This window comes from Martelella mangrovi (assembly GCF_040545495.1).
Classification (GTDB): domain Bacteria; phylum Pseudomonadota; class Alphaproteobacteria; order Rhizobiales; family Rhizobiaceae; genus Martelella; species Martelella mangrovi.
This window is the reverse complement of sequence record NZ_JBEPLY010000002.1, coordinates 306,544-322,203: the sequence shown is the minus strand read 5'-3', so window position 1 is coordinate 322,203 and position 15,660 is coordinate 306,544. Positions and strand designations below refer to the sequence as shown.

At 60.6% G+C, this 15,660-nt stretch carries 15 protein-coding genes; 9 read left to right on the top strand and 6 right to left on the bottom strand.

Annotated features, from left to right (window positions below):
- Nucleotides 1–11 precede the first annotated feature (11 nt).
- Genes ABID12_RS03845 through bglB form a run of 7 tightly spaced genes read left to right on the top strand, consistent with a single transcriptional unit; the run spans nt 12 to nt 9,092 of the window.
- Nucleotides 12–998 carry an ABC transporter permease gene (locus ABID12_RS03845; RefSeq protein ID WP_106303438.1) on the top strand — a complete coding sequence of 329 codons (987 nt, stop codon included), beginning with the start codon at nt 12–14 and terminating at the stop codon, nt 996–998.
- 7 nt (nt 999–1,005) lie between these two features.
- Complete coding sequence (locus tag ABID12_RS03840) at nt 1,006–2,142, top strand: ABC transporter permease (RefSeq protein WP_354433168.1); 1,137 nt, start codon at nt 1,006–1,008, stop codon at nt 2,140–2,142.
- A 9-nt stretch (nt 2,143–2,151) separates the two neighbouring features.
- Nucleotides 2,152–3,192: an ABC transporter ATP-binding protein gene (locus ABID12_RS03835; protein ID WP_354433167.1), complete on the top strand. Its 1,041-nt coding sequence runs from the start codon at nt 2,152–2,154 to the stop codon at nt 3,190–3,192.
- Entirely contained in the window at nt 3,189–4,250 is a 1,062-nt protein-coding gene (locus ABID12_RS03830) for an ABC transporter ATP-binding protein (RefSeq protein ID WP_435528155.1), read from the top strand. The genes ABID12_RS03835 and ABID12_RS03830 overlap by 4 nt, the downstream gene beginning before the upstream one ends.
- A complete protein-coding gene (locus tag ABID12_RS03825) occupies nt 4,247–5,506 on the top strand; it encodes an HAD family hydrolase (protein WP_354433166.1) in 1,260 nt (419 codons plus the stop codon). Before ABID12_RS03830 ends, ABID12_RS03825 begins: the two co-directional genes overlap by 4 nt.
- The gene (locus ABID12_RS03820; RefSeq protein WP_354433165.1) at nt 5,499–7,994 is read left to right on the top strand and encodes a hypothetical protein; all 2,496 of its coding nucleotides are present in this window, start codon (nt 5,499–5,501) and stop codon (nt 7,992–7,994) included. The genes ABID12_RS03825 and ABID12_RS03820 overlap by 8 nt, the downstream gene beginning before the upstream one ends.
- 6 nt (nt 7,995–8,000) lie before the next feature.
- Nucleotides 8,001–9,092, top strand: a complete 1,092-nt coding sequence (bglB, locus tag ABID12_RS03815; RefSeq protein ID WP_435528154.1) for a beta-galactosidase BglB — start codon at nt 8,001–8,003, stop codon at nt 9,090–9,092.
- Between the two features lie 27 nt (nt 9,093–9,119).
- Here the strand turns inward: bglB and ABID12_RS03810 are convergent, their stop codons facing one another.
- From ABID12_RS03810 to ABID12_RS03795, 4 genes are read right to left on the bottom strand one after another with little or no spacing between them, the layout of a single operon-like run.
- The gene (locus ABID12_RS03810; protein ID WP_354433163.1) at nt 9,120–9,566 is read right to left on the bottom strand and encodes a MaoC/PaaZ C-terminal domain-containing protein; all 447 of its coding nucleotides are present in this window, start codon (nt 9,564–9,566) and stop codon (nt 9,120–9,122) included.
- Nucleotides 9,566–10,675 (bottom strand): extracellular solute-binding protein, encoded by a 1,110-nt coding sequence (locus tag ABID12_RS03805; RefSeq protein ID WP_354433295.1) that lies wholly within the window; start codon nt 10,673–10,675, stop codon nt 9,566–9,568. Before ABID12_RS03805 ends, ABID12_RS03810 begins: the two co-directional genes overlap by 1 nt.
- Before the next feature lie 17 nt (nt 10,676–10,692).
- Entirely contained in the window at nt 10,693–11,856 is a 1,164-nt protein-coding gene (locus ABID12_RS03800) for a CaiB/BaiF CoA transferase family protein (RefSeq protein WP_354433162.1), read from the bottom strand.
- The gene (locus tag ABID12_RS03795; RefSeq protein ID WP_354433294.1) at nt 11,853–12,908 is read right to left on the bottom strand and encodes a Gfo/Idh/MocA family protein; all 1,056 of its coding nucleotides are present in this window, start codon (nt 12,906–12,908) and stop codon (nt 11,853–11,855) included. The genes ABID12_RS03800 and ABID12_RS03795 overlap by 4 nt, the downstream gene beginning before the upstream one ends.
- A gap of 256 nt (nt 12,909–13,164) precedes the next feature.
- Here ABID12_RS03795 and ABID12_RS03790 point away from each other — a divergent pair, with 256 nt between their 5' ends.
- Together ABID12_RS03790 and ABID12_RS03785 are read left to right on the top strand one after the other, a co-directional pair.
- Nucleotides 13,165–13,497 carry a zinc ribbon domain-containing protein YjdM gene (locus ABID12_RS03790; protein WP_354433161.1) on the top strand — a complete coding sequence of 111 codons (333 nt, stop codon included), beginning with the start codon at nt 13,165–13,167 and terminating at the stop codon, nt 13,495–13,497.
- Nucleotides 13,498–13,824: 327 nt separating this feature from the next.
- Nucleotides 13,825–14,259 carry a hypothetical protein gene (locus ABID12_RS03785; protein ID WP_354433160.1) on the top strand — a complete coding sequence of 145 codons (435 nt, stop codon included), beginning with the start codon at nt 13,825–13,827 and terminating at the stop codon, nt 14,257–14,259.
- 87 nt (nt 14,260–14,346) lie between these two features.
- Here the strand turns inward: ABID12_RS03785 and ABID12_RS03780 are convergent, their stop codons facing one another.
- Nucleotides 14,347–14,676, bottom strand: a complete 330-nt coding sequence (locus tag ABID12_RS03780; protein ID WP_106304226.1) for an L-rhamnose mutarotase — start codon at nt 14,674–14,676, stop codon at nt 14,347–14,349.
- Nucleotides 14,677–14,758: 82 nt separating this feature from the next.
- Nucleotides 14,759–15,583 (bottom strand): amidohydrolase family protein, encoded by an 825-nt coding sequence (locus ABID12_RS03775; protein WP_354433159.1) that lies wholly within the window; start codon nt 15,581–15,583, stop codon nt 14,759–14,761.
- Nucleotides 15,584–15,660 lie beyond the last annotated feature (77 nt).

The following is a 15,660-nucleotide window of genomic DNA, read 5'->3' as shown; positions in this document are numbered from 1 at the left end:
GAGAGCAGACGATGGCAAACTTCCTCTGGAGACGGCTTTTGTGGGCAATTCCCACCCTGATCGTCGTTTCCTTCATATCCTTCATTATCATTCAGCTTCCGCCGGGAGACTATGTCACCGCCTATGCCGCCGAACTGCGCAACAGCGGCGAGTACATCACCGCCGCTCAGGAAGAGGCGATCCGCACCCGGCTCGGGCTGAACGATCCGATCCTTGTTCAGTATGTGCGCTGGATCGGCAATATCGTGCTGCATGGCGATTTCGGGCAGTCCTTCCACTGGAATGCGCCGGTTTCCGATCTGATCTGGGGACGGTTGGCGCTGACGCTGCTGCTGTCCTCGCTGTCGCTGGTCTTTACCTGGATCATCGCCATCCCGATTGGCGTCTATTCGGCCCAGCGGCAATATTCGCTTCTGGATTACGTGTTCACCGTCTTCGGCTTTCTCGGCAAGGGGATCCCCGATTTCCTGCTGGCGCTGATCCTGATGTGGATCGGCTTTGCCTGGCTCAACATCGATGTCGGCGGCCTGATCTCGCCGCGTTTTGAGGGCGCGCCGCTCAGTCTGGCGAAGATCGGCAATGTTCTGGAGCATGTCTGGATCCCGATTGTGGTTCTGGCAACCGGCGGCGCGGCCGGCCTCATCCGGGTGATGCGCGCCAATATGCTGGATGAACTGGGTAAACCCTATGTCGAAACTGCCTATGCGCAGGGCCTTTCCGAGCGGCAGGTGGTCTGGGGCTATCCCGTTCGCGTGGCCCTCAACCCCTTCATTTCGACAGTGGGGTGGGCCTTGCCCGCGCTGTTTTCCGGAGACGTGATCACCGCCGTCGTGCTCAACCTGCCGACCACGGGGCCGCTGATGCTGCAGGCACTCAAGATGCAGGATATGTATCTCGCCGGCGCCTTCATCCTGATCCTCAGCATCTTCACCGTCATCGGCACGCTGCTGTCCGACATCCTTCTCGCGTGGTCCGACCCGCGCATCCGCTACGCGTGAGGACGTCATGACCTACGAAACCTCAGTTTACGCAGAAGAAAACGAACTGGCGGCTGCCGAGCAGAGCATCTACACCGCCAATTCGTGGAAGCTGATGTGGTGGCGCTTCCGCCAGCACCGGCTTGCACTGATTTCGCTGATCTTCCTGGTGCTTGCCTATATCACGGCGATCTTTGCCGAAATCATCGCGCCCTACGCGCCCGATTCCATCGAAAGGCTGGAAACCTTCGTACCGCCGCAGATGGTTCGCTTTGTTCACGACGGTTCGCTGACGCGGCCCTTTGTCTATGAATTGAAACGCACACGTGATCCCGAAACGGCGCGTGTCTCTTATGTGGTCGACAAGTCCAAACCGCTGCCGATCCGGTTTTTCGTGGAGGGCGAAAAATACAGGTTCTGGGGCATCTGGAAGGCCGATCTTCATCTCTTCGGCATCGATGCGCGTCGCCAGAAGGTCAATCTTCTGGGCACGGATGCGCTGGGGCGCGACCTGTTTTCGCGTCTGGTCTATGGCGCCCGCGTCACGCTTTCGGCGGGGCTGATCGGCGTGTTCTTTGCTTTTGTGCTCGGCCTCTTCTTCGGTTCGATCTCGGGCTATTACGGCGGCTTTGTCGATACCGCTATCCAGCGCATGATGGAGTTCATCCGCTCGGTGCCGACGATCCCGTTGTGGATGGGGCTTGCCGCCGCCTTGCCGATCGCCTGGGACCCGCTGTTCGTCTATGTGCTGATCACCCTCATCCTGGCGCTGATCGGCTGGACGCATCTGGCGCGTGTCGTGCGCGGCCGCTTCCTGTCGCTGAAATCGGAAGATTATGTGATGGCCGCGCGCCTTGCTGGGGCTTCCGAATATCGCGTGATCACCAAGCACATGCTGCCGGCGATGACCTCCTACATCATTGCGGCGATGACGCTGGCCGTGCCGGAGATGATCCTCGGCGAGACGGCGCTGTCCTTCCTTGGGCTGGGTCTGCGCCCGCCGGTCGTCTCCTGGGGCGTTCTGCTGCAGGATGCGCAGAACCTCCGCTCCATTTCGCTCGCCCCCTGGCTGCTTGCACCCGGTCTTGCCGTGGTCGCGGTCGTGCTGGCCTTCAATTTCCTCGGTGACGGCCTCAGGGATGCGGCCGATCCTTATGGACAATAGGTGTCTGCCATGTTGGACAAGACGAAGAATACAATGCCGCCGGAACGTCTGCTGCAGCTCGATGATGTCGAAGTGGCCTTCAAGACCCGCGACGGGCTGGTCAAGGCCGTCGACGGCGTCAACTACCACGTCAATCGCGGCGAGGTTCTGGGCATTGTCGGCGAGAGCGGCTCCGGCAAATCGGTGACGGTCCGGGCGATCATGCGGTTGCTGGCCCGAAATGCCGAGGAGGGCAGCGGCGAAATCCGCTTCAACCCGGACGGCCATACCGAATACCGGCTGGACGGGCTTTCGCGCGACAGCCGGCTGATGCGCAGGCTCAGGGGCGGGCGCATCGGCATGGTGTTTCAGGAGCCGATGACCGCGCTTTCGCCGGTGCATTCGATCGGCACCCAGATCATGCGCACCGTCATGCTGCATCGCCGCGTGAGCAAGGATGAGGCGCGTGCGCGCGCCCGTGATCTTCTGGCGCGCGTTCAACTGCCGCAGCCCGAACGCCTGCTCGACAGCTACCCGCATCAGCTTTCCGGCGGCATGCGCCAGCGTGCGATGATCGCGCTCGCGCTTGCCTGTGATCCCGCGCTTCTGATTGCCGACGAGCCGACGACGGCGCTCGACGTGACCACCGAGGCGCAGATTCTCGAACTGCTGAAATCGCTGCAGCAGGAACTCGGCATGGCGATCGTGTTCATCACCCATAATTTCGGCGTCGTGGCCGATATCGCCGACCGGGTGGCGGTGATGTATCTCGGCCGGGTCGTGGAAACGGGGCTGGTCGATGACATCTTCTATCGCCCTCAGCACCCCTATACGCGGGCGCTTCTCGGCTCGATTCCGCGCCTTGGCCAGAAGAAACAGCGCCGACTGAGTGTCATCAAGGGCTCGGTGCCAGACCCCTACAACATCCCCTCCGGCTGCGTGTTCCACACGCGCTGCGATTATGCCGATCCATCGGTCTGCGCTGCCAGAACGCCGCCGCGCGTGCCCTTCGACCGGGGCCAGGAGGCGCTCTGTCATTTCGCCGGAAAACTGCCGGAGGCCGGAGCATGAGCGAGGCGAACACCATGACAGCGACCATGCCGGATGACGTGCTGATTTCCGTTCGCGGTCTGAAGAAGCATTTTACCGTGAAGGGCGGGCGCAAGGGGCGCGAATTGAAGGTTCTGCGCGCCGTTGACGATGTCAGTTTCGACATCCGCAAAGGCGAGACCTTCGGCCTTGTCGGTGAAAGCGGATCGGGAAAATCGACCGTCGCGCGGCTTATCCTGCGCGCCTATACGCTGACCGACGGCCAGATCCTGTTTCGCGAGAATGATGGCAGGGTCGTCGATATCTCGGCAATGGGCGACAAGGAATTGCGTCCGGTCCGCCGCGAAATGCAGATGATCTTCCAGGATCCTTATTCATCGCTCAATCCGCGCATGACGCTGCTCGACCTGATCGGAGAGCCAATGGTGGTGCATGGCTATTCGAAGGACGAGATCGCAAAGCGGGTTGGCGAGCTACTGTCATTTGTCGGGCTCAGGCCCGAATACGCCTCGCGCTATCCGCATGCCTTTTCCGGCGGCCAGCGCCAGAGGATCGGCATTGCCCGGGCGCTGGCGCTCTCGCCGGCCTTTATCGCGGCAGACGAGGCGGTGTCCGCGCTCGACGTTTCGGTGGCCGCCCAGAACATCAATCTTCTGCAGGACCTGCAGGAACAGTTTCACCTGACCTATCTGTTCATCACCCACGACCTCGGTATGGTCGAGCATATTTCCGACCGGATTGCGGTGATGTATCTCGGCCAGATCGTGGAACTGGGCGAGACCGACCGTTTGTTTTCCCGCCCGCGTCATCCCTATACCGAGGCGCTGCTGGGTGCGGTTCCGCAGCCCGATCCGCGCAAACGCTCTGCTGAAAAACGCGGTGTTCTGAAGGGCGAGGTGCCGGATGCCTCCGACCCGCCGTCCGGCTGTGCCTTTCATCCCCGCTGCGCCTATGCCACCGAACGATGCAGCCGCGAGAAACCTGAACTGCGCAACGTCGATGGTCGTGACGTACGCTGTCACCACGCTGAAGCGCTGACCCTGCAGGGCGTGGGCGAGGATCAGGGGGCGGACGCATGAGCTTGTTTTCCCCTGCCGAGCCCGCGCCGCCTGAAGGCGCGCGGGACGATGATCACGATCTGGTGGAGCGGCTGAAGCCGGTGCTGATGCTGGACAGCGCGGAACCGGCACCACCGCTGGCGCTCGGTTACAGCGTGATCCGCACGGCCGGAAAGTCTCCCTCCTCGAAATTCCATATCGTCCCGCTGCCGGGCGGCATGGTGATCGAATATGCGATCTGGCACGACTGGGATATCCAGCATCTCTACGATCTCGAACATGTCTGGGTGCATGTCGATGCTGGAGGCGCGGTTGCCCGGGTGGAAGGGTCGATGCATGGCATGCGGGTCGCCATCGACGACGGCGGTGGCTTGCCGGAAATGCAGGGCACGCGCCCGGTGCTTTATGTGGAGCCGGGCAAACATGCGATCTGGGGTGTTTCACGCATCATGCGCTTTATCGCCGGTGCCAGGATTGCCGAAATGTGCGGCCCTGATGCGGGTTCTGGCGGTATTCACCTGGGCAATACCTTTGCCGAAAACGGTGCATGGTCGGCAACCGCGGAGCAGCACCGTCTGGCGCGGCTTGCCATGAAACGGGCGGCCTTCGTGCCGCGTTTCGATTTTCCCGCTCCGGCTGCCGAGCCGGCCCTTGTTCCATGGACGGCGCTGGAACACTGGATCCCGAAACGGATGCAGGCGTTGATTTCAGCGCTTTCCGAGACGGTGCCGCATCTTGAAGCCATCCTTCTCGATTGCGGCGATACGCTGATCGACGAGGCTACGGAGGTCAAACGCCCCGGCAGTGAGGTTGTCATCACGGCAGAGGAAATCCCCTTCGCCATGGACGCCGTTCGCGCGCTTCATGAGCGTGGCTACAGGCTGGCGCTGGTGGCCGACGGGCCGCGCGAAACCTTCGAGAACATGCTGAAGCCGCGCGGTATCTGGGCGCTGATGGAAGCCCATGTGATCTCCGGCGATGTCGGCGCGCACAAGCCATCGCCGAAAATGTTTTCCGCAGCGCTTGCCGGGCTTGATCTGCAAGAGGCTGCGAAGCCGCATATCGTCATGGTTGGCAACAATCTTTCGCGTGATATCTGCGGCGCCAATGAATTCGGCCTGATCAGCCTGTTCGTTGCGTGGTCGAAGCGGCGGTCGCACCAGCCCGCCACGCCGCAGGAAGCGCCGGATTTCCGGATCGACCGTCTCGACCAACTGGTGGCGATGATCGAAGCCATAGAACTTGCCTTGCCAGAAAGGGAAACAGCCCATGAGTGATGCTGCGCGTTTTGCCAGCCGCACCGGCGAGACGGTAACCGCCTTTGCGCTGGGGCCGCTTGAGGCCCGTTACTATCCCGGCGCGGTGACGCGCGGGACGGACAATGTCGACTACAAATTCATCAACGGTTTTGTCGATGTCGGCGAACTGCCCTGCCGGACGGCGCTGCGTCAGGAAATCGCAACCCGCACGGTTGCGTTGGAAGATGATTTCGAGATCGTTTCGACCAACCTGCCGGGCTTTAACCGGCGGCTCGAATTTTCCGGTTTCTGGCATCGCCCGACACGGCTTTCCCGCTGGGTGCGCACCCGGCTGGTTGCGCCTGAAGCCGGGCGCTATCCGTTTCGTCTGGCGATCTGCGGCGGCGTGCATGTTTTTGTCGATGGCGTACGGATAACCGCTTTCGAGCCCTATACCCGCAACGAGGTGCAGGAGACTGAACTGGTCCTGCCGCTTGCCGAAGGCGGCTCCGATCTGGTGATGCTGGTCGAGGAGATGGCCGAGCGCGATACCAATTATTTCGCCGAACTGACATGGCTTGGCGCGGGGACGCTTTTTGCCGAAGTGCCCGGCAATGCCGACGGGCAGTCGCTTGAAATGCTGATGGATCTTGCGCGCGCCATTCGCCCCGCCGGGATCGTCTGCGGTGAAGGCGACAACCTGAGGCTTGTCGTCGACCGGCCGGCCGAAACCGCCGTCACGGTTGAGGCAAAGGTGCGCCAGAGCGTGCACATGCGCCACCTGCCGCCACTGTTCGAGGCCGTTTCGACACTTGAGAGGGGCGGCACGCAGGTGGATTTCGAATTGCCGCGCGACCTTCCCGATGGCTACCACGAACTCGATATCGCGTTCTCGCTCGGCGAAAGCCACATCAGCCGTCATATCGCCTTTGCACTTCTGCGCGATGAGACGCCGCATCAGCTTGCCGGCGACCTTGCCGCGCGCAAGAAGGCGGGGCTTTCCTATCTGGCAGACAAGGGGGAGCTCAGGGTCGGGCGGGTGCTGGCGCGCCTCGCGCTCGGTCTTGATCTTGACGACGGCGACCATGCCGCACTCGATGACACGCTCGACGCCATCGATACGCGACGGGACTGCTCCGATTTCGTGATCGTGCCGCTGTTGTGGATTTATGGCGAATATCGCGAAGCCCTTCCCGAGGCATTGCGGACACGGATCGAAGCAGCGATCCTCGGATATCGCTACTGGATGGATGAACCCGGCAATGATGCCATGTGGTTCTGGAGCGAAAATCATGTCCTGTGTTTCCACATTGCCGAACTGATCGCGGGGCGGTTTTTTGCCGATTCCACGTTCACCAATTCGGGGCTCACCGGCGCGGAACACGCGGCTCTTGCCGAAACGCGGCTGGAACGCTGGTTCGATGCCATTGAGGCGGATGGTCTGGCGGAATGGAATTCGGCGGCCTATTACCCGATCGATTTCATCGGCCTTCTGGCGCTTCAGCACTTTGCCCGGGACGGTTTGAAACGGCGGGCCGAAACGGTTCTCGACCGGCTGTTCACGATGATCGCGCTTCATGCGATCAACGGTGTTGCCGCTGGCACGATGGGCCGGGCTTATGACAAGGAGTTGCGCGCCGGGCCGCTCAGCGAGCTTGCGCCCTTCGCCACCATCGCTTTTGGAACGGGCTGGTTCAATCGCGGCGTGGCCGCGCTGCCGATGTTTTGCGCCGGTGATTATCGCCCGCCGGACGGGCTTGGCGATTATGTCGCGCCGCCTTCGGGCAAGGCCGTTTGCGCACACTACGTGCAGGGCTATGGACGCGCGGCGCAGCTTGCGCTCTACAAGACGGTCGGCATCCAGCTTTCGGCAAGCATTGATGCCGCCCCCGGCGCCAAAGGGCATCAGCAGCATCTTGCCGACGTGCAGGCGGCAGGTCACCCGATGGCGCGCGTGTGGGTCAACCATCCAGGCGCCGATGATCCCTGGGGTTCCGACCGGCCTTCCTACTGGGCGGGAAACGGCGTCATGCCGCGTGCCGGGCAGTATCGAAACTGCTGCCTGCTGCTGAGTGACCTTGGCGAGGCCCCGCGTCTTGCCTTCACCCATGCCTATGCGCCGCTTGCCGTGTTCGACGAACATATTGCCGGACCGGACTGGCTGGTGCTGCGTTCGGCCGGCAGTTTCATCGCCTTGAAGGCGACGGGGCCGATCGAACCGGTTCTTGAGGGACCGGGCGCGGGGATTGAACATCGCGTCCACGGAAAGCGGACCGGATGGGCAATCACGGTCGGGGAGCTGGCCGGTGCGAACCTCTCCGATGTCGCAGCGCTTGCCGACAAGACAAGGCTCAGCCTCGATGACAATTCGCTCGGCCTTTTATGCGAAGGCCCGTTCGCGCCGGCACTGCGGCTTGATTGTCGCGACGGCCTGTTCGTCGCAGGTCGCCACAGACCCTTTCCGACAACCTCACAAACGCCCGATATTGGCTGGCTTGCGGCGGCTGCCGTACCGGCATCGAACTGAAAAGACTTGAACACCATGTATCATGACAGACAGGAACTTCTCGGCCACCTTGCCAATGTCGCCACCGGCCTATCGCGGATCCGCGGCATCAATGAAACCGCGCCGATTGCCGAAGGCACATTCTCGATCCAGTTCGATGAATGGGACTGGGAGATCGGTGTCGGCGTCTACGGGCTTTATCGCCATGCCTGCCAGACCGGTGACCTGGACCTGATCAATGCGCTGGCCGACTGGTATGACTGGCAGATTTCGCGGGGTCTGCCGCCGCGTCAGGTGAATTCGACAGCGCCGATGCTGGCGCTTTCCTTCCTGATCGACGATGTCGAACGGCCTGAATGGGAGGCGCTGGTCAAGGACTGGGCCGAATGGCTGATGATCAGCCTTGCCCGCACCGAGGACAATGGCTTCCAGCATGTGGTCAAGGAGCGGATGAACGACGGTGAGTTGTGGGACGATACGCTGTTCATGACCTGCCTGTTTCTGGCACGCGCCGGAAAACGCTTCGACCGACCCGACTGGGTGGAGGAGGCGGTCTACCAGTTTCTGATCCACGCCCGCTATCTCGGCGATGCGAAGACCGGGCTGTGGTATCACGGCTGGACCTTCAACGGGCGCCACAATTTTGCCGGTGCCTTATGGGCGCGCGGCAATTCCTGGATCACCATCGCGATCCCCGAACTGTTTTCCATCGTCGGCGATTTGCCGCGCGCCACCCGCCTTTATCTCTCCAACGTCCTTGCCGCGCAGGTCAACGCATTCGCCAAGCTGCAGAATGACGACGGTTTCTTTCATACCCTGCTGGACGACCCGGGATCGCCGATCGAGGCTTCGGCAACGGCAGGGATTGCCTATGGTATTTCCCGGGGGATTTCGCTCGGTATTCTGCCCGAGGATATGCGCGCCGTTGCCGAACGGGCCTATGCCGCCGTTCTCACCTGCATCGGCGATGACGGCATTGTCGCCCATGTTTCGGATGGAACGCCGATGGGCCATACGCTCGACTTCTACAGGCAGATCCCCGATATTCCCGCACCCTACGGGCAGGCGTTGACAATGCTGATGCTGGTCGACGCCATTGCGCGCACCGCCAAAACCTGAAGCAAAGCGAAGCTTTCGTGGCGCGCTCTATGTGTTCCGGCGCTCGATGAGGTAGATATGGTCGCACGCCATCACGACCTCGTCGCGCTGGTTTTTGACCCGGACTTCCTCTGTCACGCGGCCGTAATCCTTCCGTTTCGGATCGTCCTCGCATCGTGCAATGGTCAGGACTGTGTGGATCGTATCGCCGATGAAGACGGGTTTGGGGAAACGCAGGCGTTCATAGCCATAGGTAAACGAAAGCGGATTGATCTCTGAAGCCGACAGGCCGATGCCGATGGCAAAGGTCATGGTCCCGTGGGCGATGCGCTGGCCGAAGGGACTGTCCTTCATGAACTCGGCATCCATATGATGGGGGAAGAAATCGCCCGTATGGCCGGCATGGACGACGAAGTCCGTCTCGGTGATCGTTCGTCCATTGGTGCGGCGTTCCTCGCCGACGGCAATATCCTCGAAATGGCGTGGACGCTCCATCAGAAACTCTCCTCAAACAGGCTGTTGATCCGGGTAATGGCTGCATGGGCGGTTGCGCCATCGCGCAGAAAATCGTTAAGCGCCTCTGCCGCCTGCTGCTGAAACCGCATGTAACCGTTGTGACGCGGGCGCAGGAACGAGGTCTCCAGCGTTGCGCGCGTGTTGCGGTAGAAGTCGTGGGTCTTTGCGTTGACCGCGTCATCTCTCCAGCCGGCATCGTGGCCGGGCTGGCCGCCGGCCTGCGGATAGAGCCCGGACTGGACGTTTCCGCCTGCGACCCAGTAGGCGTAGTCGATGGCAGCGTCACGGTGTGCCGAAAACGCCGATACGGCGATGCCGGTGCCGCCGAGCGCGGAGCCGTACGGTCCGTTTTCGCCAAGGGCCGGGATGTCGGTGAAGGTCAGCCGATGGGGGCGGAAGCCGTCCATGGCGTAGTTCACATAGCCGTAAATATAGGGCGAGAGGGCAGCAGCGGGTTGCGGTGCGGCCAGCGCCTCGAGCACGGCAATCGGATCCATGGCGAAGTTTTCCGCCGGCACCATGCCTGCAAGTGCGGCAAGTCGCTCATAAACGGCAATGCCGTCGTCGAGCGCAATCAGCGGGCCGGGGCCGTCATTGCGGCAGGGCGTGCCCGCGTTTGCGGCCAGCGTGAAGAAGGTCATCAGATTGTGCGGCGGGCGCAGCGGCAGCAGTATCCGGCCTTCCGCTGCCAGTGCCATCAGGCTCTCCCAGTCATTCGGGGGCGCGGAAATCAGATCGGCGCGAAAAGCCATGACCTGTGCCGCCGCATCGATCGGAAAGGCCCATTGACGGCCATTATAGCGGTAGCTCGGATAGGAGGCCCCGACCGATCCTTCCTCCAGCGCTGCCCGTTCCTGCTCGCGTCCGGCCACATCAAGCGGCGCAAGGCAGTCTTCCGCGGTAATCTGGCCGACATGCGGATGATCGATGACGATCAGGTCATATTGGCGTGCCAGTTCCTCGACGGGAAAGCTTTCGAAATCCTGCAGGCTGCGCTTGTCCCATTCAATCGAAACGCCGGTTTTCGTCAGCCACATCCGGGCGCTTTCCACCATCGGGTCAAAACCCCGCGGATGGTTCCAGGTCATGCCTTTCAGTTTTGTCGTCACAGGCCGAACTCCGCTCGGATTGCCGCGCTCTGCTCACCGATTTGCGGTGCGGCGCGGCGGGTTTGCATGCGCTGGCCGTCGACCCTGAGCGGCGAACGCGTCGTGCGGATCGAGACGCCATCCTCGCGTGTCACCGTCTGCAGCATGTCGAGCACCTTGAAGCCGGCATGGTTCATCAGTTCCGGCCAGTTAAGAACCCGGCTGCACCAGACATCGGCCGGTTCCAGAATGGAGAGCCAGTGATCGGTTGTTTCCGTCTCGAGGTGTTTTGCAATGATCCGCTTGATGTCGTCGCGGCTGGTAAACCAGAGGTCGGGTTTGCCGCGATAGGGGGCAAGCGCTTCCAGTTTGAGCACATCGGCGAGTTGATCGATCGGCATCATGGCAAGCGCCAGATAGCCGTCAGCCGTCGGGTAGACGCCGTAAGGCGCGGAAAGATAGGCATGGGCGGAGCGGTAGGCGGAGCGCTTCGGCGGCCGTTCGCCATCGTTGAGGTGCGTGGTCAGAACCTCGAACTGGAAATCGATCATCGCTTCCAGCAGGCTTGTTTCCACATGCGCGCCCTTGCCGGTGCGGCCCTGGCGGACCAGCGCGGCGAGCACGCCCTGCGCCAGTGCCGCACCGGCCAGCATATCGGCGATGGCAAGGCCGAAGGGAACAGGCCCCTGACCATCATCGCCGTTCAGCCACATCACCCCGGAGCGTGCCTGCGCCAGCAGGTCCTGTCCCGGCCGGTCGACCCAGGGGCCTTCATCGCCATAGCCGGTGATCGAGCCGTAGACGAGGCCGGGATGATCGGCCTTCAGCGTTTCGTAATCGAGGCCGAGCCGCTCTATCACGCCGGGGCGGAAATTCTGCAGCACGATATCGGCCTTGCCGATCAGCGTCTTCAGCGCGGCGAGATCATCCGGGTTCTTCATATCGATGGCGAGGCTTTCCTTCGATCTGTTGATCGCATGGAAAATCGTCGAATCGCCGCCGATCTCGGTGTCGGACAGGTAAAGCCGGCGCGACAGGTCGCCGAGACCCGGCCGCTCGATCTTGATCACCCGCGCGCCGAGATCCTGCAGGCGCAGCGAACAATAGGGGCCGGAGAGAAACTGGCACATGTCGAGCACCAGCACGCCGGCAAGCGGCAGGTCGGTATTATCTGCGGTCATGGTTTTTCCTTGATCGGGGTCGCGGGGCGGGCGCTGCTTTCGTAAGCCGCCTCGACCAGCGCCATGGTCTTCCAAGCATCTTCCACGTTTGTCACCAAGGTCTCGTCCTCGCCGGTCACGAAACGCTGGAGATTGTTCATCACGCCGATGAAGGCGTGCGGAAACCAGGTGCCGGAAAGCGGAATCTGTTGCCACTGACCGCCCCTGGCGCAGAACCAGAGTTCATCCGGAACACCCTTGGGGTAATCGAGATTGACGCCCAGCGTGGTGATGGAGACGCCCTCGGTGCCTTCGAAACGGAAATAGCAATCCTGAAATTTCGGGCCGAAATCATGGTTGTGATTGACCGACAGGACAGCGCGAACTGGGGCGGGATAGTCGAGGATTGCGGCGGTGCGCGATTGCGAAACCGTCGTATCGGGATGGCCGAGCGTTTTCGCGTGGATGCCGGCGGGATCTCCCAGAAAGTGGCGCATCAGATCGAGATAATGGATCGAATGCAGAAGAATTTCGACCCGCTCCATGCCTTTCAGAAACGCCCAGAGGTGCCACGGCGTCATGGTGTTGGCATGCAGTTCAACATCGACCAGTTGGCCGAGCGCACCGCTTTTGTAAAGGTCGTGGATGGCGAGCATCATCGGCGAGAAACGAAGCTGGAAATTGACGGCAGCCGTCAGCTTCTTCGCCCGGCAGGCCTGAAGGATCGCGGTCGCCTCGGCAAGGTTGCGTCCCATCGGCTTTTGCAGAAGCGCCGGCGCGCCTTCGGGCAGTTGCTCGATCACGCCCTGGTGGGCGACGGGTGGCAACGCCAGATCGAAGACGGCATTCTCCGTTGCTGTCGCCTCTTCAAGACTTGCATAAGGTGTGATGTCCCATTCGGCTGCAACTGCGCGGGTGCGTTCTGCATCGAGATCGAACACGCCGGCGACCGGCAGGCCGGCCATGCGATAGGCGGGTAAATGAGCATCGGTGACGATCGAACCGCCACCGATGATGACAATTGGGCGCGGCGAACCGGCCGCCGCCCAGCTTTGTGCCGGGTTGCGAGACATTTCTGACAACCTGCTCCTCCTTCAGGCGAGAGTGTCATTCTTATGTAAATAGATTATTCAAATTTGGATTGATTGCAAGGGGCCGTATGGGGGAGCGCGTGTTTTCCTTCCGCTCGCTGTGTTTCATCCGGCCGCACTCGACAAGCTTTCCGTTTCGCACTACGAAGCTCCGGTTTCTCAACCACCGCAAAATGCGCCGTGCAGTCTTCGTGGCGCTGATCTGCTTGTCGCAGCGCCAACAATGAAGAGGATGACCATGAGCGAATTGCCTCCCTGTCCCAAATGCCAGTCCGTTTACACATATGAAGACGGTGCGCTGCTGATCTGCCCCGAATGCGGGAACGAATGGTCGCCCGAGGCGGGCGAGAGCAGCGAACCGGAATTCCGTGACGCCAATGGCAATATCCTGACTGATGGCGATACGGTCACCGTCATCAAGGACCTGAAACTCAAGGGCTCCAGCCAGGTTCTCAAGGTCGGCACCAAGGTGAAGAATATCCGTCTCGTCGACGGCGACCACGACATTGACTGCAAGATCGACGGCTTTGGCGCAATGAAGCTGAAATCGGAATTCGTGAAGAAGATCTGAGGGGCGTTGCGTCCGTCGGGGCAGGAGAGACGACCGGTGCGATCTTTTTCCGGTGTGCTCGGCCTGCTCCCGCCTCACATGAGAATATTATTCTCATCTGAGTGGGCTTTTAAATGTGAATGGCATTCAAATGAGTTTGCCGAAGGCTAACCGGTTTGATCGATTTCCACTCGAGAATCATTCGGATATGGCTCTCGGTATCGTTGCGTGTTCTCGATGAATATGATCATGTGATTTTTGCAAGTCGTAGAGGCTTTATTACGTCCCCTTTTCAATGAACTGTGCTGTGGTCGTTAGTATCCATGCCGGGGCAGATTAAGTGAAATCATGTGTGGTGATATGCTGCCGCTACGCAAAAGATTGCTCCGTGATAGGAAAGTTTTATTAGCGTGTTTGATGGCCTGTTGTGGTTTCATCATTGCGCTTGGTCATGATGTTTTTGCCAATCCGGACCGTCCGATCATAGATCATGTCTTCCACGGAGTTCTCGCGGCCATCGGTGGGTTTCTCGCAGGCTACCTGTTTTCCGGTTTGCTCGGAAGAACCGGCTGGAGGGGGTGGATCGTATCGTTTCTTGGTGCGTGGGGTTGTTCGGCAATTGGAGGCTTTATCGCGGGGACGCTGCGTTTGCCGGGAATCGGCTCCTTTTTTGGTTTTCTCACCGGAGCGATGTGGTTCGTGAATATCTACACAGGCATCCTCTGGATATCCGTGTTCGTTCTGATGCAGTTTGCCGCCATATCGATCAGGCGTCGGAGCTAGCAAGCGGCTGCGGCCTTTGCACGTGCATTGCCAGGCATTGTTTGACATGGACTGTTTGTTTTGACTCTGTAGGCTCCAGTCTTGCCCTCAATCGAGATGGAACACGTCTTCCATCTCGATCCACCATTCGCCCTCCCTGGCCGTATCAAGCGGTTTCTGGCAGGGCATGCAGACCGACCACCACTCCTGCGTTTTCGGATCGGCGGCCATTTTCGCCATGTCGGCTTCGTAATCCGTGCCGGTATATTCGTAGTAGGAAAACAGCAGGTTTTCCGGCTCGCGCAGGAAAATCGTGTAATTCCGGATATTGCACGCCTTGATCATGTCCAGAATTTCCGGCCAGGCATTGGCGTGAAGCCGCTTGTATTCGGCAATCTTGTCGGCATTGAGCGTCAGAACCATTCCGATACGCTGCATGGGGTCCTCCCTTTTCAGCATGTCTTTTGAACTTGGCGGTCGCGATTGTCTCGCGTTCTAGAGCGTTTCAATCTGAAACGTCCTAGAGGCGGTAGACCTTCTCAGCATTGCCGCTGAACAGCTTTTCCTGTTCGTGCGCGCTGGCATCCGCGACGATTTCCTTCGATGCAGCAACCCAGTCCTCAAGGCTTGCATGAAGCGTGCAGACCGGAAAATCCGAGCCCCAGACCACGCGGTCGAAGGTGAAGGTATCGATGACGTGGCTGACATAGGGGCGCAGCCCCTCGATGCTCCAGTTCGCGCCGCCATAGGCAATCACGCCGGAAATCTTGGCCGTCACATTGGCCAGTCTGGCAATGTCGCCGATCTGTTCGCGCCAGGGATCCAGCCCGTTATTCTCGATATCCGGCACGCCGCAATGGTCGAGCACAAACTGCACCTCGGGGCATTTGCGGGCAAGGTCGATGGCCAGCGGAAGCTGGCGGGCCTGCACGCAAAGATCAAAGGTCAGGTCGTAGGCTGCAAGCCTGCGGATGTTTTCAACGAATGTTTCAGACTGCGAGAGTTCGTCCGGCATGATGTGCAGCACGCGGCGCAGCCCCTTGACCCCGTCGATTGCGGCGATGCGTTCCAGATAGGCGGGAAAGTCCGGGCTTTCCGGCCGTCCGGCGGCAATCGCGCCGGCGATCCTGTCATGGGCGCCGGTGATGAAGGCGGTCTCCGCCTCCATGTCGCTGTCGGCAACGTCAACCTCCATATGCACCGCCTTTTCGATGCCGAGCTTTTCGGCACGGGCGAAATAGTCTTCCGCCGTCATTTGGCGGTCGAGGGCAGGGGCGTCCTTCAGCCAGGGATAGGAAAAGCGGTCCTTGTAGACGAGGTGGAGATGGGTATCGATGATGCGCATGGTATCCTCCCTGTTGCCCGTCCTCTCCGGGCTTGATTTCAATGCCGTTTCCGCCCTCACGCAAAGGCGTTGAAATG